Origin of the sequence: Cupriavidus sp. D384, from assembly GCF_001652915.1 — a bacterium.
Taxonomy (GTDB): domain Bacteria; phylum Pseudomonadota; class Gammaproteobacteria; order Burkholderiales; family Burkholderiaceae; genus Cupriavidus.
In genome coordinates this window covers 402,015-426,437 of the sequence record NZ_BBQI01000090.1, presented here as the reverse complement: position 1 = coordinate 426,437, position 24,423 = coordinate 402,015, and the positions used below count along the sequence as shown (strand labels likewise).

Genomic DNA, 24,423 nt, shown 5'->3' with positions numbered 1-24,423 from the left:
TTTTATCCGGGCTGCCGCGCGGCCATCGCTGCGCGCGCATCAGAAGACCCGGGCACAGAGGGTAGACACCATGACCATCACGGAAACTTCGCGTTCCGAATTTATCACGCTGCGTGGCCTGCGCACGCACGTCCGCCACTGGGGACAACCCGGCGCGCCCAAGCTGTTCATGCTGCATGGCTGGATGGATGTGGCGGCGTCGTTCCAGTTCCTGGTCGATGCATTCCAGCGCGACTGGCATGTGATCGCCATGGACTGGCGCGGCTTTGGCGAGACCGAATACCCGACGCAATACCCGGGCACGCGCTCGTACTGGTTTCCCGACTACGTGGCCGACCTGGAAGCGCTGCTCGACCATTACCAGCCCGACGGGCAGGTGGACCTGGTGGGCCACAGCATGGGCGCCAACGCGGTGTGCATCTACGCGGGTGTGCGGCCGGAGCGCGTACGGCGCGTGGTGGACCTGGAAGGCTTCGGCCTGACGCGCACGCGGCCGGACCAGGCGCCAGCCCGGCTGGCGCGCTGGCTTGACGAACTGCGCACGCCGCCCGAACTGAAGACCTACGACAGCGAGGCTGCCGTGGCCGCGCGGCTGCAGAAGACCAATCCGCGCCTGCCCGACGATCGTGCCGCGTTCCTGGCCGCGCACTGGTCGCGCCGCAACGAGGCCGGTCGCTGGGAAATCCTGGGAGATGCGGCGCACAAGATGACCAACCCGACGCTGTACCGCATCGACGAGATCATGGCGATCTGGGAAAAGGTGGCGGCGCCGGTGCTGCACGTGGAAGCGCGGGATTCGGCCACGCTGAAGCACATCGCGCACAAGCAGACCGTCGAGGAATTCAAGGAGCGTTTCCGCGCATTCCCCGATTTCCGCGAGGTATTCGTCGACGACGCCGGGCACATGCTCCACCACGACCAGCCGCAGGTGGTGGCCGGGCTGATCGAGGATTTCCTGGCCTGAGCGGAGCGTATCCCGGTTACGCGTGCGTGAGCTTTTGCTTCAGCGCGGGGTTGTTGCTGGTGTGCATGTGCACCAGCGCTTTGTCAGGGAAGGCATAGTGATACGCCTTGCGCAGGGCCAGCGCGGCCTCGTGGAAGCCCGACAGGATTAGCTTCTGCTTGTTTGGATAAACGGCGATGTCGCCAGCGGCAAAGATGCCGCGGCGCGACGTTTCGTACGTGGTGGTGTTCTCGATATGGATGCGGCCCGCGTGCATGTCGAGGTCCCACTGGGCGATCGGCCCCGGTTCGGACACCAGACCGTACAGCGCGACAAGTTCGTCGGCTTCCACGGTGCGGTCGCCGTCGCGCGTCTTGATGCCGGCGTGGGTGAGGGCGCCGGTGTCATCGGTTTGCAGGCTGCCGAGCATGCCGACCACGAAATCCATCTCGCCTGCCTCGACGGCCGCGCGCATGGCGGCCACCGAGTGATCGGCGGCACGAAAGCCTTCGCGCCGGTGCAGCAGCGTCACGCGTGCCGCCACCTTGCGCAAGGCCAGCGCCCAGTCCAGCGCCGAATCGCCGCCGCCGGCCACGATCACGCGCTTGCCGGCAAAGCGTGACACGTCGCGCACGGCATAGTGGACGTGCCGGTCTTCCAGCGGCGCAACCTCGGGCAGCGACACGCGCTGCGGGGCGAAGGCCCCGGCCCCGGCGCAGATCAGCACGGCAGCCACGTCGAAGCGCTTGCCGCCATCCGTGGTGATCAACAGACGCGGGTGGCCATCGGCGCCGTGGGTGTCGCTGACAGACTGCGCGCGCTGGTTGAAGTGCATCGGAAACGCGAACGGTGCGCACTGTTCGAGCAGTCGATCCACCAGTTCCTGCGCCAGGCAGCCTGGTACGGCCGGAATGTCGTAGATCGGCTTTTCGGGATACAGCTCGGTGCATTGGCCGCCAGCGCGGTCCAGCACGTCGATCAGCTCGCATTTGAGGCCCAGCACGCCTGCCTGGAATGCGGCGAACAGGCCCACCGGGCCGGCACCGACGATCAGCACATCGGTCTGAATGGTTTCCGGGGTCGGGGATGCGGGCGTGGTGGACATGGCTGGAAGCGGAAAAAAGCGGTCTGGACAGGCCCCATCATACCTTGCGTGCTGCGGCAATCCGGGCACGCCACCTTTGGTGGCAGGGCTAAAAAACCCTGCCGGGAGTAGAATATGACCATGCAAAACGCCAATGCCATCAACGCTGACCTGCACTGCCATTCCACCGTGTCCGACGGGATGTTGTCGCCGTCCGAGGTGGCCGCACGTGCGCACGCCGGCGGCGTGGCGTTCTGGGCCCTGACCGACCACGATGAGGTGGGCGGCCAGGCCGAAGCCCGCACCGCGGCCGAAGCGCTGGGCATGCGCTACGTGCCGGGCGTGGAGATTTCGGTGACCTGGGCCGGGCAGACCGTGCATATCGTCGGCCTGCAGATCGATCCGTTCAACGCGGACCTGATCGATGGCCTGGCCCGGACCCGCGACGGCCGTGCGCGCCGCGCGCAGGACATTAGCGAGGCGCTGGCGAAAGTCGGCATTACCGGCGCCTACGAAGGCGCGCTGCGCTACGTTGGCAACCCCGACCTGATTTCCCGCACGCACTTTGCGCGCTGGCTGGTGGACGAGGGCCGTTGCAAGACCATCGGCGACGTGTTCAGCGAATACCTGTCGGAAGGCCGTCCGGGCTTTGTGCCGCACCGCTGGTCGGCATTGAAGGAGGCGGTGGGCTGGATCCGCGGCGCCGGCGGCGTTGCGGTGATGGCGCATCCGGGCCGATACAACTACACAGACTTGCAGCACGACGCGCTGTTCGACGAATTCACGCAACTGGGCGGCCGCGCGGTCGAGGTCGTGACCGGCAGCCATACGCCCGACCAGTTCCGCCGCTACGCCGACGTGGCGCGCCACTATGGTTTGCTGGCATCGCGCGGATCGGATTTCCACGGTCCCGGCGAGGGACGCGTGGAAATCGGCACGCTGCCGCCGCTGCCGTCGGACGTCACGCCGGTCTGGTACGACTGGTAACCTGCCCCGCCCCGGAAATCCGCGCCCCTCATGTCCCAGTACTTCGAGATTCATCCCGAAAACCCGCAGGCGCGGCTGGTCAAGCAGGCCGCGCAGATCGTGCAGAAGGGCGGCCTGATCGCGCTGCCGACCGATTCCAGCTACGCCCTGGCCTGCCGGCTTGACGACAAGTCTGCCGTGGAGCGCCTGCGCCGGCTGCGCGACATCGACGAAAAACACCATCTGACGCTGATGTGCAGCGACCTGTCGGAACTCGGCAACTTTGCCCGGGTCGATAACCGCCAGTACCGCTGGATCAAGGGCGCCACGCCGGGTCCGTACGTGTTTATCCTGGAAGCGACCAAGGAAGTGCCCAGGCGGTTGTCGCACCCGGCGCGCAAGACCATCGGCGTGCGCGTGCCGGACCATGCGATTCCGCTGGCGCTGCTGGCCGAACTGGGGCAGCCGCTGATTTCGGCCACGCTGCAGATGCCGGACGACGAGGCGCCGATGAACGAGCCGGCCGAGATCCGTACGCGGCTGGAGAAGCAGCTCGACCTGGTGATCTGCGGCGGCCCCGCGCCGGCCCAGCCGACCACCGTGATCGACCTGACCAGCGGCGAGCCGGAACTGGTGCGCGCCGGGCGTGGCGATGTCGAACGCTTTGGGCTGGTCGCTGCCGCCTGATCCGGCCAGCCTTGTGTCATTTGACCTGTCGTTTCTGATACATACCGCACATCCACGGACATGCCGGACAGCCTTGGGCGCCGGCGGCCCGATAGAATAATTCGCATGGATTCCTCGATCGTCCAGACCTTCGCTGTATATGCACTGCCCGTGCTGTTTGCCATCACGTTGCACGAGGCCGCGCACGGCTTCGTGGCCAAGTATTTCGGCGACAACACCGCCTGGCTGCTGGGGCGCGTCAGCCTGAACCCGATTCGCCATATCGATCCGATTGGCACCGTGGCCGTGCCGCTGCTGCTGTATTTCCTGACGGCCGGCCAGTTCGTGTTCGGGTTTGCCAAGCCGGTGCCGGTGGTGTTCGACCACCTGCGCAACCCGCGCTGGCATGGCATGTGGGTGGCGCTGGCCGGTCCCGCCAGCAACGTCGTGCAGGCGTTCCTGTGGGCGCTGATCGCCGTCGGCCTGGCCCTGGCGCAGATCCAGGAGCCCTTCTGGAGCCAGATGGCCCGCGCCGGTGTGCTGGTCAACACGGTGGTGGCCGCGTTCAACCTGTTCCCGATTCCGCCGCTCGATGGCGGCCGCGTGCTGACGGCGTTCCTGCCGCGTCGCATGGCCGAGGCGGTGGGCCGGGTCGAGCCGTACGGCATCTTCATCGTGCTGGCGCTGGTGGCTGCCGGTGTCATCACGCGAATCTGGATGCAGCCGGTGATGACGGTGCTGCTGTCGATCGTCGAACTCATGCTGCGCCCGGTGCTGATGGTGCTGCAGTAGCACCGGCCCGGCCTGTCCCCCTTGTTCCGGCTTCCCGGCTCCCTTCCTTTTCCCTGTTCCCGCCGATGCATTCCCAGCTTGCCGCGCCTTCCACCTGGCTGACCCGATGGGCCCACCTGATCCGGCCCGGCGGCCGGGTGCTCGACCTGGCCTGCGGCAGCGGGCGCCACGCCGTCTGGCTGGCGGGGCAGGGGTTTGCGGTGCTGGCCGTGGACCGCGATGCCGAGGCGGTTGCCGGGTTGCCGGCTGGCATCGAGGGCCGCGTGGCCGATCTGGAGCAGGGCGCCTGGCCCTTGGCGGATGCCGGCCGGTTTGACGCGGTGGTGGTCACCAACTACCTGCACCGGCCGCTGTGGCCGCATCTGCTGGACGCGCTGGCGCCGGGCGGGGTGCTGGTCTACGAGACCTTTGCGGCCGGCAACGAAACCGTCGGCAAGCCGTCGCGGCCCGATTTCCTGCTGCAACCCGGTGAATTGCTCGAAGTGACGCGCGGCAGGTTGCGGGTGGCAGGTTACGAGGACGGCACGCTGGCGGCGCCGCGCGAGGCCTTCGTGCAGCGGATTTGTGCCGTGCGCGAGGTACCCGGGAGCGCGCCCGAGGCCGCGCCGCGGCGATATCCGCTGCCCGGATGGCCCCAGTCGTGAGGCGCCGGGAGCGCAGCGGCGGCCGTCAGCGAGACCGGCGCGCCACACGTTACGCCCGCTAACGTTTTCCCTCATTGATAGGGGGGGCGGAGCCCCTGACGGTTCCGGTACAATCCCGTTTGTTCGAATTTCCCGAATTCCCTGAGATATGACACAGATTACCGGCAGCATCGTGGCCATCGTCACCCCGATGCATGAGGATGGCAGCCTGGATTACCCGGCCCTGCGCGCCCTCATCGACTGGCATGCGGCGGAAGGCACCGATGGCATCGTGATCGTGGGCACCACGGGCGAGTCGCCGACGGTCAACGTCGAGGAGCATTGCGAACTGATCCGCGTGGCGGTCGAGCAGTCGGCTGGCCGCGTGCCCATCATCGCCGGGACCGGCGGCAATTCCACGAACGAGGCCATCGAACTGACCGCCTTTGCGAAGAAGGTGGGCGCCGATGCGTCGCTGCAGGTCGTGCCGTACTACAACAAGCCGACGCAGGAAGGCATGTACCGCCATTTCCGCACGATCGCGGAAGCCGTTGACCTGCCGGTGCTGCTTTACAATGTCCCCGGCCGTACCGTGGCGGACATGAACAACGAGACGATCCTGCGCCTGGCGCAGGTGCCGGGCATCGTGGGCGTGAAGGAAGCGACCGGCAACATCGACCGTGCCGCGCAACTGATCAAGGACGCACCCGATACGTTCGCCATCTACAGTGGCGACGATCCCACCGCGGTGGCGCTGATCCTGCTGGGTGGCAAGGGCAATATCTCGGTCACTGCCAACGTGGCGCCGCGCAAGATGCACGAAATGTGCGTCGCGGCCCTGAAGGGCGATGTGGTGACGGCCCGCCGCCTGCACATGGAACTGATCGACCTCAACCGCGCGATGTTCGTCGAGGCCAATCCGATTCCGGTCAAGTGGGCGCTCCAGCAGATGGGCAAGATGGAAGGCGGTATCCGCCTGCCGTTGACCCCGCTGGCGGAAGGCCAGCACGAAACCGTGCGCCGCGCGCTGGCAGCGGCCGGCCTGCTGGGCTGAGATTCGCCGGCTGAACGTTCGGCTATTCGCCGATTCTTGAAACCAGGATTACGTGTCAATGAAACAGAAGCTTAACCGTCGCGGCGCGACGCAGATCCGCCGTGTCGCCGTGGTTGCGCCCGTGCTGGCGCTGACGCTGATTGCCGGCTGCAGCAGCATCAACGAAGCCATGCAGCCCGACAAGATCGACTACAAGTCCCAGGGCAAGAAGACCGCGTCGCTGGACATTCCGCCGGACCTGACCAAGCTCGAAGGCGACCGCCGTTATACCGTGCCCGACGCGGCAGGCACGTCGACGCTGTCGAACTACCAGCAGGCTACCAAGACGCGCGAGGCCGAGCCCGCCACCAACGTGCTGCCCTCCTCGCAGGGCATCCGCATGGAGCGTGATGGCAACCAGCGCTGGCTGGTGATCAGCAACGGCATGCGCGCCGACCAACTGTGGGAGTCGCTGCGCGGCTTCTGGCAGGAAAATGGCTTCCTGCTGACCCAGGACTCGCCGCAGACCGGGATCATGGAAACGGACTGGGCCGAAAACCGCGCCAAGATTCCGCAGGACATCATCCGCAATACGATCGGCAAGGTGTTCGACGGCCTGTACTCGACCTCCGAGCGCGACAAGTTCCGTACGCGTGTGGAGCGCGCCCAGAACGGTCAGCTCGAAGTGTTCATCAGCCACCGTGGCGCGCAGGAGCAACTGACCGGCGTGGACAAGTCGACCACGGTCTGGACGCCGCGTCCGGCTGATCCGGAACTGGAAGCCGAATTCCTGTCGCGCCTGGCCCAGCGCCTGGGCGTGCAGAAGGAGCAGGCCAACCAGATGGCCAAGAACCCGACTCCGGTGGGCAATGCTGCAGCCGCCGTAGCCCCGGCGACTTCGGGCGACGCCACCGGTATCGGTGCCGCTGCGGCAACCGGTGCAGCCTCGGCCAGCGCCGTCGACAGCAAGTCGTTCCTGGCGCAGGTCAATGGTGCCCCGGCGCTGCAGCTGCCGGAGCCGTTCGACCGTGCATGGCGTTCGGTCGGCCTGTCGCTGGATCGCGTGAACTTCACCGTGGAAGACCGCGACCGCGCGCAAGGCCTGTACTACGTGCGCTACGTGGATCCGAAGCAGGCTGTGGACGATCGCGGCTTCTTCTCGAAGCTCTTCACGAAGGCCAACGACGGCAAGACCGCGAAGAAGTATCGCGTGTCGCTGAAGGGCAATGGCACCGGCACCACGGTCACCGTGCAGAACGATGCCGGCCAGCCGGAAAACACCGAGATCAGCAAGCGTATCCTGTCGCTGCTGGACGAACAGCTGCACTGATGGTCGTCTGTAGTCCATCGATGCCGACGGCGCCCGCCGTCGGGCATCTTCCCAAGCGAGCGCATCGATGATGCGCTTTGCTTTTTTGGGAAGTGGCAGCGAAGGCAACTCGCTGCTGATCGAGGCCGGCGAGGGCGCGTCCGTGACGCGTGTGCTGCTTGACTGCGGTTTCGGCATCAAGGAAACGGCGCGTCGCCTGGAGCGGCTGGGCGTCTTGCCCGGACAACTCGACGCGGTGCTGGTCACCCACGAGCACGGCGATCACGTCGGCTCTGCCTATGCATTTGCCGCACGGCACAAGCTTCCGGTTCACACCAGTCACGGCACCTGGCTGGCTACTTCGCACATGCGTGGCGCCGACCAGGCCGATGTGCGGGTATGTTGCGCCGATCACGTATTCGCGGTGGGCGGTCTGCAGATCCATCCCTATACGGTGCCGCACGATGCGCGGGAGCCGTTGCAGTTCGTGCTGACCGATGGCGATGCGCGGCTTGGCGTGCTGACCGATGCGGGCATGGAAACGCCCTACGTCACGGCGCGTCTGGCTGGCGTGGATGCGCTGGTCCTCGAATGCAACCATGATCGCGACATGCTGGCCAACTCGGTCTATCCGTGGTCGCTGAAGCGGCGGATAGGTGGTGATTTTGGCCATCTGGCAAACGATATTGCGGCCAGTATCCTGTCGCAGGTGACCCATCCGGGTCTGTCGCGCGTGGTGGCGGCACACTTGAGCAAGCAGAACAATACCCGTGAACTGGCGGCTGGAGCGCTGGCTACGGTGCTGGGTGTACTGCCTGGTGAAATTCTGATCGCGGACCAGGAAGAAGGGCTGGGCTGGCAGCCTGTGCGGGCATAATCGGCGAGCGCCGATGCCGCTAATGAAGGGGTGTCAGATAATCGCCAAAACAAAAAGCCGACCCGAAGGTCGGCTTTTTGTTTCTCGGAAAAATCCGATTACTGCTTGGCAGCCGGAGCCGAAGCGTCAGCAGCCGGAGCCGAAGCGTCGGCAGCCGGAGCCGAAGCGTCAGCAGCCGGAGCAGCAGCTGCGGGAGCCGAAGCGTCAGCAGCCGGAGCAGCAGCAGCCGGAGCCGAAGCAGCGGTGTCAGCAGCGGGGGCAGCGGCTTCTTCCTTCTTGCCGCAAGCGGCCAGAGCAACAGCAGCCAGCAGGGATGCGATCAGGAGAGACTTCTTCATTGTTCGTCCTTTAACTTTTAATAAAACGAAAACAGGCGATGAATAATTACCGGTAATTATCGCTCTTGTACTGCAAATATGAGGCTCTCCCGGGTGCCGACAGTGCAGTGGTCCACAGTACTAGCCAGCGGGCGATTATATCCGCGTTTTCCCGCCTTGTGTATAGGCGAAATATGCCGGTTCATTCTGTTACGCAAAATTACACACCTGCCGGCGCGATCTGCAACCAGCCTTCCATGGCCCAGTCGTGAAATGTGTCCATGAGGTCCGGAAGTGCTGCGCACGCCGAGACCTCCTCGGCAGTGAGCTGGCGCAGGTCTGCCAGCCGGCGCAGCCATTTCGCCAGTGCGGGCGGTGGTTCGTACGCCTCGCCGTTCAGGAAGAAGTGCGTGCGGTCGTAGAGCGCAATGGAGGCCGGAGCAAGGACCACGCCATGTGCCTTGGCAAGCTTCGTGTACTGCTTGAGGCTGATTTCCGTAACTTCGTCGAATTGGACCGATTGCTTGGGCTCCGACAGGTACGAGCCCAGGAATTCGGACACCATGCCCTTGTCCCATTTCAGTGCCTGCAGGCGGTCGGCCACGGCGCGCGCCAGGCCGGCGGGAAGCTGGGCCGGGGTGGCCGTAGCTGCCTCGCCGGCATCGGCGTAGCGGCCGTCCAGGTCTTCGTTGCCCTCGACCGTCTCAGACAGCCAGGCCAGGAAGTGGCCCGCCAGTTCGCGGTAGGCCGGTGCGCGGAAGCCGATCGACGCGGTCATGCACTCGCCCTCGGCGACGCCATCGTGGGCGTACTGCGGGGGCAGGTACAGCATGTCGCCGGGTTCGAGCACCCACTCCTGTTCTGTGCTGAAGTCCGACAGGATCTTGAGCGGCACGTCGGGTATCAGGTCGAGCTTCGTCTGTGACGAAATACGCCAGCGGCGCCGGCCCGATACTTGCAGCAGGAAAACGTCGTACGAATCGAAGTGGGGGCCGACGCCGCCGCCATCGGTGGCGTAGCTGATCATGACGTCGTCGAGCCGCGCGTCGGGCACGAAGCGGAACTGGCTCATCAAGTCGGCAGCTGCGCGGTTGTGCAGGTTCACACCCTGCACCAGCAGTGTCCACTTGCCAGACTTGCGTGACGGCAGGTTGTCCTCGGCGAAAGGACCATGTTCGAGCTTCCAGCGGTTGCGAAAGTACGACACCAGGCGCGATTCCACATCGTCCCGGTCGGCCAGTTCAAAAAGCGCTTCGCGCGACACAGGAGGCACGATTCCGGGCACGGCCTGTCGAATCAGCAATGGTTTGCGGTGCCAGACGTCACGCATGAATGCCGCGGGCGTCATGCCCCCGAGCAGCGTGAGCGGAGCGTCGGGATCAATCGGGCCCGCAGGCAGGGCCTGCGCGTATAATGCGGAATCGCTCATGGAGTCAAGAATTGAAAATCGCTAAGAACACGGTGGTGTCCGTTGTGTACAAGCTGTCGGACGCGCAGGGCAATCTCATCGAGGAATCCGATGAGCCCATGGTCTATTTGCACGGCGGGTATGATGGCACGTTCCCCAAGATCGAGGAAGCGCTGGACGGCCACGATGCCGGCTTCGAGACCGAGCTGCAGCTGGAGCCCGAAGAAGCGTTCGGCGACTATGATGCCGAACTGGTGAAGGTCGAGCCGCGCGATCGCTTCCCTGAGCCGCTGGAAGTTGGCATGCAATTTGAAGGCGTGCCCGAAGACGGTGACGACGAAGATTCGATCATCTACACGGTGACCGACGTTGCCGAAGACAAGGTCGTGCTTGACGGCAACCACCCGCTGGCCGGCATGGCGCTGCGTTTCTGGCTGAAGGTCTCCGAGGTGCGTGAAGCCACCGCCGAGGAAGTGGAACACGGTCACGCGCACGGCGCTTCGGGCATCGAAGTCGTCGACGAAGACGAGGATGAAGGCGGCGAAGGCGACAGCCCGCGCACGCTGCACTGATCTGATACTGGATTTGCGCCAGTCGAGCGATACGCGACAGGTCATCGCGAACATGGAAAAGCCGGCATTTGCCGGCTTTTTCTATTTGAACTGGCCCGGCCCCGGGGAAGGCGATGAACCGGATGCCTGACGCATGTCAATCGGCGCCCACCAACCAAACCGTTCCGGCCGTTCTAGTTCGGTTTGGGGCCGTCCTGGACTTCCACCTGGAACACCGACCGCGTGCCGGGACTAACGGTCAATTCGACCCAGCGTGACGGATTGCCGATGGGCAATGCCACGCGCGTAAAGTTACCTATCACCTTGCCGGCAGTGTCTCGCAACGGCTTGTCGACGCTGAAGCCACTGTCGCTGGCATGCACGAGCAACACCTGGCCTGGAAACTTGGCCGTCAGGTCGCGCAGTTGCCGCTTGAATTCCAGATAGCCGTCGCGTGTGCCGCGGCGCAGGAATCCGTCGAGCAGCGATGGCTTGCCACGTTTTTCCCACCCGTTGCCGAACATCGGGTCGGCATGGGCCACCACGAGGATGCCTGGCAGGTCGCGCTGGGTAGCCACCGAGAATGCCCGCCCCAGCCATTGCCGGTTGGCTTCGCGGCGGTCCTCGAACTCGCCATTGCGGCCGCCTTCGCTGCGATAGTGATTGTTGTCGCCGGGCAGGTTCAGCCCGACCACCATCACGTTGCCTTCCACCAGTCGCACGTTCTCGCGAAAGCTGCGGAACATGGCCTGATCCGACTGGCGCACCACCGGAATCGTGCGCCGGCCGAGCGTGGCATCGACCGGGAAGAACAGTTCGCGCAACCGGTTAAGCCGCTCGACCGCATCGAATCTGCCATTGACCGGCTTCTGGCATTCCGCCCAGTCCGTTTCTCCGGGGACGTAAAGCACGGGCGCGGGCGAGTCGTCGAGGGCCCGCAGCCGCGCGCCCAGCACGGCATCGCCGCAGGATTCCGTGTCACCCTTGATGCCGCCGGCATGAATGATCAACGCCACCTGCCGCGCGTTCATCTGGTCGAACAGGGCAGCCATATCGGCTTCCGCCGCCGGCCATTGCGGCAGGTCGGCAATCAACGCCATGCGCGTGAGCTGTACGGCTGGCGCTGGTGGCGGCGTCACCTTGCTGGTACGTGCCGCCTCGGCAGCGCCTGGCGACATCAGGCAGACAAAGCCCGCCATGACGGCCGCTGCCAGGGCCACGCGTCCGGAGCCGTGCGTGGCGCTCATGCTTTGGCAGCGGATTCCGCAATGGCCTTGAGCCGATACAGTGCCTCCAGCGCGTCGCGTGGCGACAGGCTGTCCGGATCGATATCGGCCAGCGCATCGAGCGCGGCTGTCTGCTCGGCCGACGCGGTTGCCATGGCTGGTGCCGCGTCGTCGTCGTCCAGCGGCGTGGCCGGTGCCGCGAACAGGTCCATCTGCGGCGTGGGCGTGGCATCGGCCGACTGTTGTTCCAGCCAGGCCAGGTGCTTGCGCGCGGCGCGAATCACCGGTTGCGGCACCCCCGCCAGTTGCGCTACCTGCAGGCCGTAGCTCTGGCTGGCCGGGCCATCCTGCACGGCATGCAGGAAGACGATGCCGTCGCCGTGCTCCACGGCGGAAAGATGGACGTTTGCCGCCTGCGAAAATTCCTGTGGCAGTTGCGTGAGCTCGAAGTAGTGCGTGGCGAACAGCGTGTGGCTGCGGTTGTGCGACAGCAGGTGGCGGGCAATCGCCCATGCCAGCGCCAGGCCGTCGAACGTTGACGTGCCTCGGCCGATTTCGTCCATCAGCACCAGGCTCGATGGCGTGGCGTTATGGAGGATGCCGGCCGCCTCGGTCATTTCCACCATGAAGGTCGACCGCCCGCCGGCAAGGTCGTCGGCGGCACCGATCCGCGTGAAGATGCGGTCGATCGGCCCGATCCTGGCTTGCCGCGCCGGCACCCAGGCGCCTACGCAGGCCAGCAGCACGATCAGTGCAGTCTGACGCATGAAGGTCGACTTACCGCCCATGTTCGGGCCGGTAATCAGCAGCAGCTTGCGCGCCTCGTTGAGTTGGCAGTCGTTGGCGATGAAGGCCACCGATTCCGCCGCCAGCTGGCCTTCCACCACCGGATGCCGGCCCTGGGCGATGTCGACCACGTTTTCGCTGACGCGCTCGGGCTGGGTCCAGTCGAGCGTTCGGGCACGCTCGGCCAGCGTAGTCAGCACGTCGAGCCGGGCCAGGGCGCCCGCCACGCGTTGCAGGCCGCCGATATGAGGCAGCAGCGCCTGCAGCAATGCTTCGTAAAGCTGTTTCTCGCGTGCCAATGCGCGGTCCTGCGCGGACAATGCCTTGTCCTCGAAGGCCTTGAGTTCCGGCGTGATGTAGCGTTCGGCGTTCTTCAGCGTCTGGCGGCGGCGATAGTCGTCGGGGACCTTGTCGGCCTGGCCGTTTGTCACCTCGATATAGAAGCCATGCACGCGGTTGTACTCGACGCGCAGGTTCGAAATGCCGGTACGTTGGCGTTCCCGCGTCTCCAGTTCGATCAGGAACTGGCCGCAGTTTTCCGAAATGTCGCGCAGTTCATCAAGCTCGGCATCGTAGCCGCGCGCGATCACGCCACCGTCGCGGATCACCGTCGACGGCTCCTCGGCCACTGCACGTGTCAACAGCGTCAGGCAGTCAGCCGGGACTTCGAGTTCGTCGATCGTCTGCGCAAGCAACGGCGATTCGTGCGCGGCGACAACACTGGCCTGCACGGCGGGCAGCGCCTTGAGCGTGTCGCGCAGCGACGACAGGTCGCGGGGGCGTGCGGACAGCAGCGCCAGGCGCGCCGTGACGCGTTCGACATCGCACAGCCGGCGCAGGGTGGTGCGCACGCTTTCCGGATCCTGGGCGATCAGTACGCCGATGGCCTGCTGCCGCGCGCGTGGCAGTGCCGGGTCGCGCAGCGGGTGATGCAGCCAGTGGCGCAGCGCGCGGCTGCCCATCGTCGTGGAACAGGTGTCGAGCAGCGAAAACAGCGTCGGCGACTCGCCGCCGCGCAGCGTTTCGGTCAATTCGAGATTGCGCCGGGTGGCCGTGTCCAGCCCGACGAACTCGGACTCCCGCTCGACGGTCACGCCCTGCACGTGGCGCAGCGATTGGCCCTGCGTGGTGGCGGCATAGTTGAGCAGTGCGCCCGCCGCGCCCAGGGCGGCACCCAGTCCGGCGCAGCCAAACGGTTCCAGGCTGGCCACGCCAATCTGCTCGCGCAGCCGGCGGGTGCCGGCGTCCTGGTCGAAGTGCCATTCGGGCAGGCGGGTGCGGGCGCACGGCAGTACCGGCAGGTCGATCCCGTCCGCGTAAAGCAGTTCCGCCGGACGGATGCGTTCCAGTTCGCGCGAGAGCTGGGCTGCATCGCATTCCATCAGGCGCAGTTCGCCGCTTGCCAGGTTCAGCCACGCCAGGCCCGTCTTGCTGATGCCGCGGCGCGTGGTTTGCTGGTGCACGGCCATCAGATAGCTGTCGGTCTTCTCGGGCAGCAGCGCCGCGTCGGTCAGCGTGCCCGGCGTGACGATGCGTACCACCTTGCGCTCGACCGGGCCCTTGCTGGTGGCAGGATCGCCAATCTGCTCGCAGATCGCCACCGATTCGCCAAGTTTGACCAGGCGTGCCAGGTACTGGTCGACCGAGTGGAACGGAATGCCGGCCATGCGGATCGGCACGCCGCCAGACTGGCCGCGCGACGTCAGCGTGATGTCGAGCAGGCGGGCGGCCTTCTCGGCATCGTCATGGAACAGTTCGTAGAAATCGCCCATCCGGTAGAAGAGCAGCGTGTCCGGATGGTCCGCCTTGATCCGCAGATACTGCAGCATCATGGGCGTGTGTTTTTCGGCCTTGTCTGTTTTATCGGCCTTGTCCGACCTGCCCGCCTTTCCGTTGCGCGGAGTCGTGCCTTCGGCGGCAGCCAGGGCGTCGGCAGCAAGGGCTCCGTTGCCGGCTTCGCGGATGTCATCCTCACGCGGCGAGTCGTCGGGCGAGGTCGTGGACGGGTTGGAAACGGCTTCAGCGGACATGCATTCCTCTCGGGCGGCGCCACATCGGGGCCGCCGGTATATCGGTTGCCGCGCGGCAGGCAGTTCTTCGGTCAGACGCCCGGGAGTTGTCCCGGCGTCACCGGCCTGTTCCCGACCGCGGCGCAAAGCGGCATTTTACTGCCAGCCCATCCCGGAACTTCGTCCCGGATTCTCATTTTTGCTCGGAAGTTAGGGGGCTTTTGCGCCGACTCATGCGTCGTTGGCCATGGCTTCCAGCGCCGCGCGGGCCAGAAAGCCGCTGCGCGTCTCATGGCGGGCGCCGACGAAGGTGTCGATCCTGTGCAGTACAAAGCGGGGCAGGCTGATGTTGATGCGCTCGGGCCGGTTGTCGAGCCGAGTCAAGTCGACGTCTGCCAGCGCCCAGACCGCCTCCGCAAATTCGGGCCGCTCCGCCAGTTCGGCGATCGGCGTGGCCGTCAGCCTGGTCTCCTCGCCCAGTGACAGCAGCACCTCGAAGTGGCTGATGATCGCCTCGCGCGCATTGCGGATGGCGTCCTCAATGGTGTCGCCCGATGCGTAGCAGCCCGGCACGTCAGGCACCGTCACGCCGTGAATGCGCTCGGGATCCTTGTGAATGGCAATCGGAAATTCCATATCGTTGTTCTCCATGGCGATCCGTGTGTAAAAATACACACGACGATAAGGGGGTGCAACTCGTTTGTGTATGAAGGGAGACTCTAGGCGGAGCAGATCAAGAAGTCCTGGGCCGGATTCTCAAAGTGAGGTGCTGGCGACGAGATTTGTCACCCGGCCGCGCAGCGCGCTGCAAACCTGTCAGTCATTGCCATATGTAACCAGATGTTTCCGACAAAAACTGTCACTCGCGACGCCATATCGGCCTGGCACGGTCCTTGGATAAGTCAGGGCGTACCGGCACGCAGAGGCCGGCAACATGACGGGTCGCAAGATGAAAAAAGCAAAGACGGGAAAATGGCAGGGGAGGCCTGGGGCAGGGGGCCCGGTGGGGAGGATGGCCTGGCGGCCATCGCCTCATCGCGGATTCACGCTGATCGAGCTGATGATCGTGGTGGCGATCGTGGGCATTCTTGCCGCGATCGCCATTCCCACCTATCAGGGCTTTGTGGTGAAGGCCGAGATCGGCCGCGCCTACTGGGAGGCATCGGCGTACAAGATTCCGGTGGAAGAGCGGCTGCAGAACGGCCAGAACTCATTTCCGGATCCGGTCGTGTCGCTTGGCTATATCCGGTCACAACTGACCACCACGCCAAACCGGTTCGACTTCAACGCGGACGGCTCCGGCAGTATCGTCGTCACGCTTGATGGTGACGTGCATCCGGCGGTCAGGGGCACGCGCCTGACGGTGGGCCGCCTGGCCAACGGCACGTGGAACTGCGCGGTGCGGGTTGGCAGCGACGCCGTGACGCCGCAGCAACTGCCCACCGCGTGTTTCATCGATTCGACCAGCTAGCGGCCGGGGCGCTTACTCGCCGATCGGCTTCAGCGACGGCTTGACGTTGTCCAGCGAATACGGCGACAGCAGACGTACCATCTGCGCGAACGCCTTCGGGTTGCCGGCCATCACTTCGCCCTGTTCCATCTGGCGCGATTCGCCGTTGTAGTTGCCCACCAGGCCACCGGCCTCGGTGATCAGCAGCATGCCGGCAGCCATGTCCCACGGCTTCAGGCCGCGCTCGAAGAATGCGTCCAGGCGGCCGCATGCCACGTAGGCCAGGTCCAGCGCGGCGGCGCCCGGGCGACGCAGGCCGGCGCAGCTGCGCGTCATCAGCGCAAAAATTTCAAGGTATTCGTCCATCCCTTCCAGGTCACGGAACGGGAAGCCCGTGCCGATCAGGCAGTCGGCGAGCTTGTCGCGGCGGGTCACGCGGATGCGGCGGTTGTTCAGGAACGCGCCGGCGCCCTTGCTGGCCGTGAACAGTTCGTCGCGCGTAGGATCGTAGACCACAGCCTGCGAGGGCACGCCCTTGTGCAGCAGGCCGATCGATACTGCGTATTGAGGGAAGCCGTGAATGAAGTTGGTGGTGCCGTCCAGCGGATCGATCACCCAGGTGAATTCGTGCTGGTCGTCGCCCTCGGCCCAGGACTGGCCGGACTCTTCCGCTAGAATGGCGTGCTCGGGGTAGGCGGTGCGGATGACCTCGATGATGGCGGCTTCGGCCGCGCGATCGACTTCGGTCACGAAATCGTTGTGCTGTTTGCGCGAAACGCGGACCAGGTCGACGTCGATCGACGCGCGGTTGATGATGGATCCCGCCTTGCGGGCCGCCTTGACGGCGATATTAAGCATCGGATGCATGAATCTCTCCAGGGGCCGCGCGGGACATGATTCGCGACGGCGGCATCCACCGGCAATGGGTGAAGGGCGCGCGAACCGCCCGGCATTGGCCGAACAGCACAACAGATTGTAGAAGAACGAGGGGCGTCGCCCTGTTGGGCGCCGCACCGCAATTGGAAGGCGCCATTGTATAGGAACCCGGCCCGCTGTACGAGCCGACGGCGGCAAACGCCGCGGCAGGGGCATCCCACATGACTGAAGCATTGAACTCGCAGGCTGAACCCATTTCCGTAGCGGCCACCGAAAGTGGCGCGGCAGACATATTTTCGCGTGTGCGCGTGGTGCTGGTGGAAACCAGCCACCCGGGCAACGTCGGTTCGGTGGCGCGGGCGATGAAGACCATGGGCTTTGGCGGCCAGCCCGGCAGCCTGGTGCTGGTGTCGCCGCGCGAGCCCGGCGTGCTGACGCACCCGGAAGCCGTGGCGTTGGCCAGCGGCGCCGACGACGTGCTGGCTGGCGCCCGCATTATCGAGGATGTGGAAAGCGCGCTGGCTGGCACGGCGTTCACCGTGGCGATGACCGCCCGGCAGCGTGAATTCGGTCCGCCGCGCCTGCTGCCGCGTGCCGCCGCCGCACGGGGTCAGGCTGTGCTGGCAGCCGATGGTGGCGGCATCATTGCCTTCGTATTCGGCAACGAGCGCTACGGATTGCCCAACGACGCCGTGCTGCGCTGTTCGGCGGTGACCCATATTCCGGCCAACCCTGCCTACGCGTCGCTGAACCTGGCGCAGGCGGTGCAGCTGATCGCCTACGAGATGCGGCTGGCATTGCTGGAAGGGCAGGCGGTGGCGGGCGAGGCATCGGACGGGGCGCCGAATATCGGCTATGCTGGTGAGCCTGCCACGGCGGAACAGGTCGAATCGATGTTCGGCCATCTCCAGGCCGGGCTGGTGGCCATCGGATTTCTCGATCCGGACAATCCGCGCAAGCTGATGCCGCGTCTGCGGCGAATGTTCGCCCGGGCCGGACTCGAACGCGAAGAGGTCAACATCCTGCGTGGCATCGCCAAGCGCATGCTGCTGGCGAGCGATGGCGACGACAGGGCCGGCAGGCAGGGCAGGCAGACAGACGGCAACAAGGAAAGCTGAACCGTGATTTCCATCCCGGCATACGACATGCGCAACGATTCCACTGGCCCGACCCCCGGGCAGACCGGCGTTCGCGCGTGCGTTGGTCAGACGCCGCGATGTTGAAGCCGTCGCGACCCGAAAAGCCCTGATGGCCTCAGGGCCCGGCGGCAGGCGCACAAATCTCTTACACTCCCTGCTCGCACGCGCCCAGGCCGTCCCCCACGCAATCCAGAAGCACAAGACCGGCTCCTGACCGCGCCGGCGACCGTTCGCACGTTGGGCGAACGGCGCATCGGCGCGGCAACACGACACGACGAAGATGTTCACTCGCCTGAAGGAAGATATCGATGCCATCATGCGGCGCGACCCCGCCGCACGCAGCCGCCTGGAGGTGCTGACCTGCTATCCGGGGCTGCACGCCGTGATTTTCCATCGCGTGGCCCACGCGTGCTGGGGCAGTGGATTCCACTGGCTCGGCCGCTGGATCTCGCACTGGTCGCGCTGGCTGACCGGGATCGAGATCCATCCGGCGGTCAGGCTTGGCCGCCGCGTATTCATCGATCACGGCATGGGTGTGGTGATTGGGGAAACTGCCGAAATTGGCGATGACTGCACGATCTACCAAGGCGTGACGCTGGGCGGTACGTCGCTCTACAAGGGCCAGAAGCGCCATCCAACGCTGGGTGCCGGCGTGGTGGTCAGTGCCGGCGCCAAGGTGCTGGGCGGATTCGAGGTGGGCGATGGTGCCCGCGTGGGTTCCAATGCCGTGGTGCTCAAGCCGGTGCCGCCGGGCGCTACCGCGGTGGGCATTCCGGCCCGCATCATCATGCCCGACGCGCCGCCGCAGCAGCAGGGCGCAAAGCAGGAGTTCTCGGCCTACGGCATCACGCCGAACGCCGACGATCCGGTATCGCTGGCGCTCAAGAGCCTGATCGACAACGCGGCCAAGCAACATGACCGCATCGAGGCCGTGCTGGCCGCGCTCGACCGGCTCGGCGAGCATCTCGAGAACACCCCGAACGACCGCTTTGACGCGAGCGAATTACGCAAGTTGATGAAATAGGCGTGCGGGCGACTGACTGGCACGCCGAGCGGCGCGGTGTGGTTCGCGGGGCCGACCGCATCGTCAATCCACCTGCGACAGCAACGTGAAGCCGCCGGTGTCCAGCTGCAGCACGGCCGCGCGAGGATGGCGGCCATCGAGGTCCCAGTCGGTCAGCACCCAGCGGTCGCCGCGCGCATGCGCATGGCGGGCCGGCCGGTGCGTGTGGCCGTGTATCAGGGTAGGAGCGCCGCTTGATGCCAGCAGGGCATCGACGGCAGCCGGTGCCGCATCGCCATAGTCTGGCGGCGCGGCGCCTGCGGCCTGGCGCGCTCGTCCGGACTCGCTGTCGGACCTCAGGCGGCGCGCGATCTTCAGCCGCGTGGCAAGCGGCAGCGCCAGGAACAGCCGCTGCACCCAGCCCTTGCGGGTCCAGTGGCGGAAACGGTTGTAGCGTGGATCGTCGGTGCAGAGCATGTCGCCGTGGCTCAGTACCACACGCTGCCCGGCGCAATGGATGATCGAAGGGTCCGGCAGCAACGTGGCGCCGGCCGCATCGGCAAAACGCCGGCCAATCAGGAAATCGCGATTGCCGTGCATCAGGTAGACCGGCACCCCGGCATTGGCCAGCCGGCGCAAGGCGGCCGCCACCTCTGCCGCGAACGGCGTTTCGGTTTCCTCGTCGCCCACCCAGAATTCGAAGAAGTCGCCCAGGATGAACAGCGTGCGTGCCTGCCGCGCGGCCTGGTCCAGCACGCGCTGGAAGGCGGCCAGCGTGCGCGGCATGCCGGGTGTCAGGTGCAGGTCGGAAATGAACCACGCCGGCGCCTGCACCTCGATCGGTGCGGCCGCCGGCGTGCGGTCGGATGCGGTCATGCGTGTCGGAGAGGTGTGTTCACCACGAGCGGCATGCCGCCATCGAAAGGAACGTTGTCGCCGGATTATTCGACGATGGTGGCCTTCTGGATCACCACGTCGTCCACCGGCACGTCCTGGTGGAAGCCCGAGCTGCCCGTGCGCACGCCCTTGATGGCGTCCACGACGTCGGTGCCTTCCACGACCTTGCCGAACACGGCATAGCCGAAGCCTTGCGGCGTGGGCGAGCTGAAGTTCAGGAAGTCGTTGTCCACCACGTTGATGAAGAACTGGGCCGTGGCCGAGTGCGGCGCGTTGGTGCGGGCCATGGCAACCGTGTAGCGGTCGTTCTTCAGGCCATTGCCGGCCTCGTTCTCGATCGGGGCATCGGTGTCCTTCTGCTTCATGCCCGGCTCGAAGCCGCCGCCCTGGATCATGAAGTTCTTGATCACGCGATGAAAGACCGTGTTGTCATAGTGGCCCTTGCGCACGTACGACAGGAAGTTCTCGACCGATTTCGGGGCCTTCTCGGCGTCCAGTTCGATCGTGATGACGCCTTGCGTCGTTTGGAGTTGTACCTTGCTCATGGGTTACCTCTGTTCGGTGACGGTTATGACCACGCGCGGTGCGCGCGGCCTTACTTGGTGACGACGGTGGCGGACTCGATCACGATGGGCGCGGCCGGCACGTTGCGCATGGCGCCGTAAGCCGTGGTCGGGGTGGTCTTGATCTTGTCGATCGTGTCCATGCCTTCCACCACCTTGCCGAATACGGCATATCCGTTGCCATCCGGCTGCGGGTAGTCGAGGTTCGGATTATCCACCACATTGACGAAGAACTGCGCAGTGGCGGAATTCGGATTCGACGTACGCGCCATGGCTACCGTGCCGGCCTTGTTCTTCAGGCCATTCTGCGCTTCCAGCGGAATCGGCGCACGCGTGGGCTTTTCCTTCATGTCTCGGTCGAAGCCGCCGCCCTGAACCATGAAGCCGTTGATCACGCGGTGGAAGATCGTGCCACCGTAGAACCCGCTCTTCACATATTCCATAAAGTTGGCGACGGTCTTGGGAGCGGCGTCGGGATACACCTCGACCGTGAACTTGCCGGCGCTGGTGACGAACTGCACACGCTCGGACTTCGGCGCGGCGGCGGCCGGGCTGGCGCCCTGGGCCAGGGCGGCCAGCGGGGACAGTGCGGTGGTGGCGGCCACCAGGCCAGCCAGGACGATGCGGCGGGAAAGGGTCATCTCTGGGACTCCGTCTTGCATTGCAGGTGAGCAGGTGGGGCAGGCTGCCGGCGCCGATGACGCCGGCATGGCCTGGGTGTCTAGCGGGCCGCCGGCGCGCTGGCCGGCGCCTTGCGCGATTTGGGCGCGGCAGCCGGGGCCGAAGCCGGGGCTGCCACCGGTGCCACGCCCAGCTGGCGCAGGCCTGCGGCGGCGCGCGTGTCGCCCGGGTTGCGGCGTACCGCGTCGCCATAAGCCTTTTCGGCCAGCCGGCGATAGACATCGCCCAGGTTGCTGTAGGCGATGGCGTAGTCGGGCTTGGCGTCGATGGCGAGCAGCAGTTCGGCCTCGGCGCGCTTCAGGTCGCCGCGCTTGGCGTAGAGCAGGGCCAGGTTGTTGTGCGGTTCGGGCAGCTCGGGGAAGTCCTGCGCCATTTCGGCAAAGGCCTGGATCGCCTCGTCTTCGTGGCCGGCCTGCGCCATGGCCCATGCGCGCTGGAAACGGGCCTGGGCGTTGCGCGGGTTGGTCGCCAGCACCTTGTCGAAGCCCTTGATGGCGTCCTCGTAACGCTTGTCGTTGACGGCCTTCTGCGCCGGCACCATGCCGGGGTCGGTGGACGCCACGCCGCTGGTCGGTGCCGGCGGGGCTGGCATGGATACGGGCCCGTTCTGCGCCAGGGCCGGCGCGGCTGCCAGGGCCGCCGTCATCGCCAGCACGCCGCCGGCGGCGCGAAGGGCGGCCTGGGCAGTGAGGGCGGACAGGCTGGCGCCGCGGCGGGCCGTTGCAAGGATGGTGGTGGGCAGAAGCAGGCTCATGTAAGGGCGGTCCGTTATACTCCGCGGCATTCTAGCAAAGCGGCAGGGCGTGCAGGACAGGGCGCAATGCCGAGACCCGCCTCGGGCCGGCCTGACAAGCTTCCGGTAAGATATGGGGCCCGTGCGCCATCGCGCGCGCCGCATCGTCACCCAATCACATCGCTCCATGCAGCAACTGAACATCTACAACACGCTTGCGCGTGAAAAGCAGCCTTTCGTGCCTATCGAACCCGGCAAGGTCCGCATGTACGTGTGCGGCATGACCGTGTACGACTACTGCCACGTGGGCCACGCGCGCGTGATGGTGGTGTTCGATATGGTGCACCGCTGGCTGCGCGCCGCGGGCTACGACGTGACGTACGTGCAGAACATCACCGATATCGACGACAAGATCATCCGTCGCGCCGCCGAGAACGGCGAGACCATCGGCCAGCTGACCACGCGCTTCATCCAGTACATGCATGAGGACGCTGCCGCGCTGGGCGTGATCCGGCCGGACTACGAGCCGCGCGCCACGGAGTTCGTGCCGCAGATGCTCAACATCATCGAGAAGCTCGAGGCCAAGGGCCTGGCCTACCACGCCGCCGACGGGGACGTGAACTATTCGGTGCGCAAGTTTCCGGGCTACGGCAAGCTGTCAGGCAAGTCGCTGGAAGACCTGCGCGCCGGCGAACGCGTCAGCGCCAACGACGCCAAGCAGGACCCGCTGGACTTCGTGCTGTGGAAGTCGGCCAAGGAAAGCGAGCCGCCCGAGAGCAAGTGGGATTCGAAGTGGGGCAGTGGCCGCCCGGGCTGGCATATTGAATGCTCTGCCATGAGCTGCACGCTGCTGGGCGAGCATTTCGACATCCACGGTGGTGGCGCCGATCTGCAGTTCCCGCACCACGAGAACGAGATTGCCCAGTCGGAAGGCGCCAGCGGCAAGCCGTTCGTCAATATGTGGATGCACAACGGCTTCGTGCGTATCAATGACGAGAAGATGTCGAAATCGCTTGGCAATTTCTTCACGATCCGCGAAGTCCTGAAGCAGTACGACCCCGAAGTCGTACGCTTCTTCATCCTGCGCGCGCACTACCGCAGCCCGCTGAACTACAGCGATGCCCACCTGGACGATGCCCGCCATGCGCTGACGCGCCTGTACACGGCGCTCAAGGAAACGCAGCCCGGCGGTTGCGCGGTGGACTGGGCCGAGCCGCATGCGCAGCGCTTTGCCGATGCGATGAATGACGACTTCAACACGCCGATCGCGATGTCGGTGCTGTTCGACCTGGCAAGCGAGGTCAATCGCACCGGATCGGTCCAGGCCGCCCACCAGCTCAAGGCGCTGGCCGGCACGCTGGGCCTGCTGGAGCGCGACCCGCATACCTTCCTGCAGGGGAGCACGGCGGCCGATGGCCTGAGTGCCGACCAGATCGAAGCGCAGATCGCCGCACGCCGCACGGCCAAGGCCGAGCGCAATTTCGCCGAGGCGGACAGCATCCGCGCGGCGCTGCTGGCGGCGGGCGTGGTGCTGGAAGACAAGCCGGGTGGCGCCACCGAGTGGAGGCGTGCTTGAACGCTGCCGTGCGCAAGCCGAAGTCCGTTGCCGTGGCGCCGAAGCCTGCCGGCAAGACTGCGGCCAGGCAGGCGCCCAAGGTATCGGCCAAGGCGCCGGCCCGGGACGTCGCCAAGGCACCCGCCACGGCCAGGGCATCCGGCAAGGCGCGCAAGCCTGACCTGCCGGAGGCGCAGGCCGTTCCGCTGCCCGTGGAGACGGTGGTCGACGCCGTGCGTCCGGCCTACTGGGACGAAGCCTGCGCGGACCTGATGAAGCGCGACCGCATCCTGCGCAAGATGATTCCTACGTACGGGCCCGCGCACCTGGTGTCGCGCGGCGATCCGTTCATTACGCTGGCCCGTTCGATCGTCGGTCAGCAGATCTCGGTCAAGGCCGCGCAGTCTGTGTGGGAGCGCCTGGTAACGCTGTGCCCGCGCGTCACGCCGGCGCAGTTCCTGAAGGCCGGTACCGAGCAGCTGGCCGGATGCGGCCTGTCGAAACGCAAGGCGGAATACATCACCGATCTGGCGGACCATTTCAAGGCTGGCACTGTCCATGTCAAGGAGTGGGCCGGCATGGATGACGAGGCCGTGATCGCCGAGCTGACCCAGATCCGCGGCATCGGCCGCTGGACGGCAGAGATGTTCCTGATGTTCAATCTGATGCGTCCCAACGTGTTGCCGCTCGATGACGTAGGGCTGATCAACGCCATCTCGGCCAATTATTTCAGTGGCGAACCCGTCACTCGCAGCGAAGCGCGCGAGGTGGCGGCGAACTGGGAGCCGTGGCGCACGGTGGCTACCTGGTACATGTGGCGCAGTCTGGATCCGTTGCCAGTGACGTATTAGTAACTGGATCGGAGGGATTGCAGTGGTGACGGCGTTGATTCTTGCCAAATATGCATAAGAATCAACATATTGTGCGGCGGTTTTC

At 65.6% G+C, this 24,423-nt stretch carries 26 protein-coding genes; 15 read left to right on the top strand and 11 right to left on the bottom strand.

Features of this window, described 5'->3' with window-relative positions; genetic code table 11:
• Positions 1 to 70: 70 nt before the first annotated feature.
• Positions 71 to 964, top strand: a complete 894-nt coding sequence (locus A9J21_RS19705; protein ID WP_066738768.1) for an alpha/beta fold hydrolase — start codon at positions 71 to 73, stop codon at positions 962 to 964.
• Positions 965 to 980: 16 nt separating this feature from the next.
• Here A9J21_RS19705 and A9J21_RS19700 read toward each other — a convergent pair whose 3' ends face one another.
• Entirely contained in the window at positions 981 to 2,048 is a 1,068-nt protein-coding gene (locus A9J21_RS19700) for an NAD(P)/FAD-dependent oxidoreductase (protein ID WP_066738766.1), read from the bottom strand.
• A gap of 120 nt (positions 2,049 to 2,168) precedes the next feature.
• Between A9J21_RS19700 and A9J21_RS19695 the strand changes: the two genes are divergently transcribed.
• From A9J21_RS19695 to A9J21_RS19665, 7 genes are all read left to right on the top strand, one after another.
• Positions 2,169 to 3,014, top strand: coding sequence for a 3',5'-nucleoside bisphosphate phosphatase (locus tag A9J21_RS19695; RefSeq protein WP_066738947.1), 846 nt, complete (start codon positions 2,169 to 2,171; stop codon positions 3,012 to 3,014).
• 30 nt (positions 3,015 to 3,044) lie between these two features.
• Positions 3,045 to 3,680 carry an L-threonylcarbamoyladenylate synthase gene (locus A9J21_RS19690; RefSeq protein ID WP_066738763.1) on the top strand — a complete coding sequence of 212 codons (636 nt, stop codon included), beginning with the start codon at positions 3,045 to 3,047 and terminating at the stop codon, positions 3,678 to 3,680.
• Positions 3,681 to 3,785: 105 nt separating this feature from the next.
• Complete coding sequence (locus A9J21_RS19685) at positions 3,786 to 4,451, top strand: site-2 protease family protein (RefSeq protein ID WP_066738762.1); 666 nt, start codon at positions 3,786 to 3,788, stop codon at positions 4,449 to 4,451.
• 65 nt (positions 4,452 to 4,516) lie between these two features.
• Entirely contained in the window at positions 4,517 to 5,095 is a 579-nt protein-coding gene (locus A9J21_RS19680; RefSeq protein WP_066738761.1) for a bifunctional 2-polyprenyl-6-hydroxyphenol methylase/3-demethylubiquinol 3-O-methyltransferase UbiG, read from the top strand.
• Positions 5,096 to 5,243: 148 nt separating this feature from the next.
• Entirely contained in the window at positions 5,244 to 6,128 is an 885-nt protein-coding gene (dapA, locus tag A9J21_RS19675) for a 4-hydroxy-tetrahydrodipicolinate synthase (protein WP_066738759.1), read from the top strand.
• Between the two features lie 58 nt (positions 6,129 to 6,186).
• Complete coding sequence (gene bamC / locus A9J21_RS19670) at positions 6,187 to 7,437, top strand: outer membrane protein assembly factor BamC (protein WP_066738757.1); 1,251 nt, start codon at positions 6,187 to 6,189, stop codon at positions 7,435 to 7,437.
• Positions 7,438 to 7,504: 67 nt separating this feature from the next.
• The gene (locus A9J21_RS19665) at positions 7,505 to 8,293 is read left to right on the top strand and encodes an MBL fold metallo-hydrolase (protein ID WP_066738755.1); all 789 of its coding nucleotides are present in this window, start codon (positions 7,505 to 7,507) and stop codon (positions 8,291 to 8,293) included.
• Between the two features lie 98 nt (positions 8,294 to 8,391).
• Here the strand turns inward: A9J21_RS19665 and A9J21_RS31100 are convergent, their stop codons facing one another.
• The gene (locus A9J21_RS31100; protein ID WP_082926518.1) at positions 8,392 to 8,631 is read right to left on the bottom strand and encodes a hypothetical protein; all 240 of its coding nucleotides are present in this window, start codon (positions 8,629 to 8,631) and stop codon (positions 8,392 to 8,394) included.
• 199 nt (positions 8,632 to 8,830) lie between these two features.
• Positions 8,831 to 10,039 (bottom strand): cupin domain-containing protein, encoded by a 1,209-nt coding sequence (locus tag A9J21_RS19660; RefSeq protein WP_197497532.1) that lies wholly within the window; start codon positions 10,037 to 10,039, stop codon positions 8,831 to 8,833.
• A gap of 11 nt (positions 10,040 to 10,050) precedes the next feature.
• On the opposite strand from A9J21_RS19660, the gene A9J21_RS19655 reads away from it, so the two are divergent.
• Together A9J21_RS19655 and A9J21_RS31660 are read left to right on the top strand one after the other, a co-directional pair.
• Positions 10,051 to 10,590, top strand: a complete 540-nt coding sequence (locus tag A9J21_RS19655) for a peptidylprolyl isomerase (protein WP_066738753.1) — start codon at positions 10,051 to 10,053, stop codon at positions 10,588 to 10,590.
• Positions 10,550 to 10,720, top strand: a complete 171-nt coding sequence (locus tag A9J21_RS31660; protein ID WP_156546016.1) for a hypothetical protein — start codon at positions 10,550 to 10,552, stop codon at positions 10,718 to 10,720. The genes A9J21_RS19655 and A9J21_RS31660 overlap by 41 nt, the downstream gene beginning before the upstream one ends.
• 43 nt (positions 10,721 to 10,763) lie before the next feature.
• Here the strand turns inward: A9J21_RS31660 and A9J21_RS19650 are convergent, their stop codons facing one another.
• The 3 genes from A9J21_RS19650 to A9J21_RS19640 all read right to left on the bottom strand — a co-directional run bounded on the left by A9J21_RS19650 (position 10,764) and on the right by A9J21_RS19640 (position 15,226).
• A complete protein-coding gene (locus tag A9J21_RS19650; protein WP_404851399.1) occupies positions 10,764 to 11,768 on the bottom strand; it encodes a hypothetical protein in 1,005 nt (334 codons plus the stop codon).
• A 44-nt stretch (positions 11,769 to 11,812) separates the two neighbouring features.
• The gene (gene mutS / locus A9J21_RS19645; RefSeq protein ID WP_066738945.1) at positions 11,813 to 14,413 is read right to left on the bottom strand and encodes a DNA mismatch repair protein MutS; all 2,601 of its coding nucleotides are present in this window, start codon (positions 14,411 to 14,413) and stop codon (positions 11,813 to 11,815) included.
• A gap of 408 nt (positions 14,414 to 14,821) precedes the next feature.
• The gene (locus A9J21_RS19640) at positions 14,822 to 15,226 is read right to left on the bottom strand and encodes a type II toxin-antitoxin system HicB family antitoxin (protein ID WP_066738944.1); all 405 of its coding nucleotides are present in this window, start codon (positions 15,224 to 15,226) and stop codon (positions 14,822 to 14,824) included.
• A 376-nt stretch (positions 15,227 to 15,602) separates the two neighbouring features.
• Between A9J21_RS19640 and A9J21_RS19635 the strand changes: the two genes are divergently transcribed.
• Positions 15,603 to 16,061: a pilin gene (locus tag A9J21_RS19635; RefSeq protein WP_066738748.1), complete on the top strand. Its 459-nt coding sequence runs from the start codon at positions 15,603 to 15,605 to the stop codon at positions 16,059 to 16,061.
• Between the two features lie 12 nt (positions 16,062 to 16,073).
• Here the strand turns inward: A9J21_RS19635 and A9J21_RS19630 are convergent, their stop codons facing one another.
• A complete protein-coding gene (locus tag A9J21_RS19630) occupies positions 16,074 to 16,907 on the bottom strand; it encodes an inositol monophosphatase family protein (protein WP_066738746.1) in 834 nt (277 codons plus the stop codon).
• A gap of 230 nt (positions 16,908 to 17,137) precedes the next feature.
• On the opposite strand from A9J21_RS19630, the gene A9J21_RS19625 reads away from it, so the two are divergent.
• Both A9J21_RS19625 and cysE read left to right on the top strand, forming a co-directional pair.
• Positions 17,138 to 18,034: an RNA methyltransferase gene (locus tag A9J21_RS19625; RefSeq protein ID WP_066738744.1), complete on the top strand. Its 897-nt coding sequence runs from the start codon at positions 17,138 to 17,140 to the stop codon at positions 18,032 to 18,034.
• 301 nt (positions 18,035 to 18,335) lie between these two features.
• The gene (gene cysE / locus A9J21_RS19620; RefSeq protein ID WP_066738739.1) at positions 18,336 to 19,079 is read left to right on the top strand and encodes a serine O-acetyltransferase; all 744 of its coding nucleotides are present in this window, start codon (positions 18,336 to 18,338) and stop codon (positions 19,077 to 19,079) included.
• 63 nt (positions 19,080 to 19,142) lie between these two features.
• Here the strand turns inward: cysE and A9J21_RS19615 are convergent, their stop codons facing one another.
• The 4 genes from A9J21_RS19615 to A9J21_RS19600 form a co-directional block, all read right to left on the bottom strand.
• On the bottom strand, positions 19,143 to 19,934 hold the full coding sequence (locus tag A9J21_RS19615) for a UDP-2,3-diacylglucosamine diphosphatase (protein WP_066738738.1): 792 nt from the start codon (positions 19,932 to 19,934) through the stop codon (positions 19,143 to 19,145).
• 65 nt (positions 19,935 to 19,999) lie between these two features.
• On the bottom strand, positions 20,000 to 20,500 hold the full coding sequence (locus A9J21_RS19610; RefSeq protein ID WP_066738737.1) for a peptidylprolyl isomerase: 501 nt from the start codon (positions 20,498 to 20,500) through the stop codon (positions 20,000 to 20,002).
• A gap of 50 nt (positions 20,501 to 20,550) precedes the next feature.
• A complete protein-coding gene (locus tag A9J21_RS19605) occupies positions 20,551 to 21,159 on the bottom strand; it encodes a peptidylprolyl isomerase (protein ID WP_066738736.1) in 609 nt (202 codons plus the stop codon).
• Positions 21,160 to 21,239: 80 nt separating this feature from the next.
• Positions 21,240 to 21,953: a tetratricopeptide repeat protein gene (locus A9J21_RS19600; protein WP_066738735.1), complete on the bottom strand. Its 714-nt coding sequence runs from the start codon at positions 21,951 to 21,953 to the stop codon at positions 21,240 to 21,242.
• Between the two features lie 166 nt (positions 21,954 to 22,119).
• Between A9J21_RS19600 and cysS the strand changes: the two genes are divergently transcribed.
• Positions 22,120 to 23,508: a cysteine--tRNA ligase gene (gene cysS, locus A9J21_RS19595; protein WP_066738943.1), complete on the top strand. Its 1,389-nt coding sequence runs from the start codon at positions 22,120 to 22,122 to the stop codon at positions 23,506 to 23,508.
• A complete protein-coding gene (locus A9J21_RS19590) occupies positions 23,505 to 24,338 on the top strand; it encodes a DNA-3-methyladenine glycosylase (protein WP_066738729.1) in 834 nt (277 codons plus the stop codon). The genes cysS and A9J21_RS19590 overlap by 4 nt, the downstream gene beginning before the upstream one ends.
• Positions 24,339 to 24,423 lie beyond the last annotated feature (85 nt).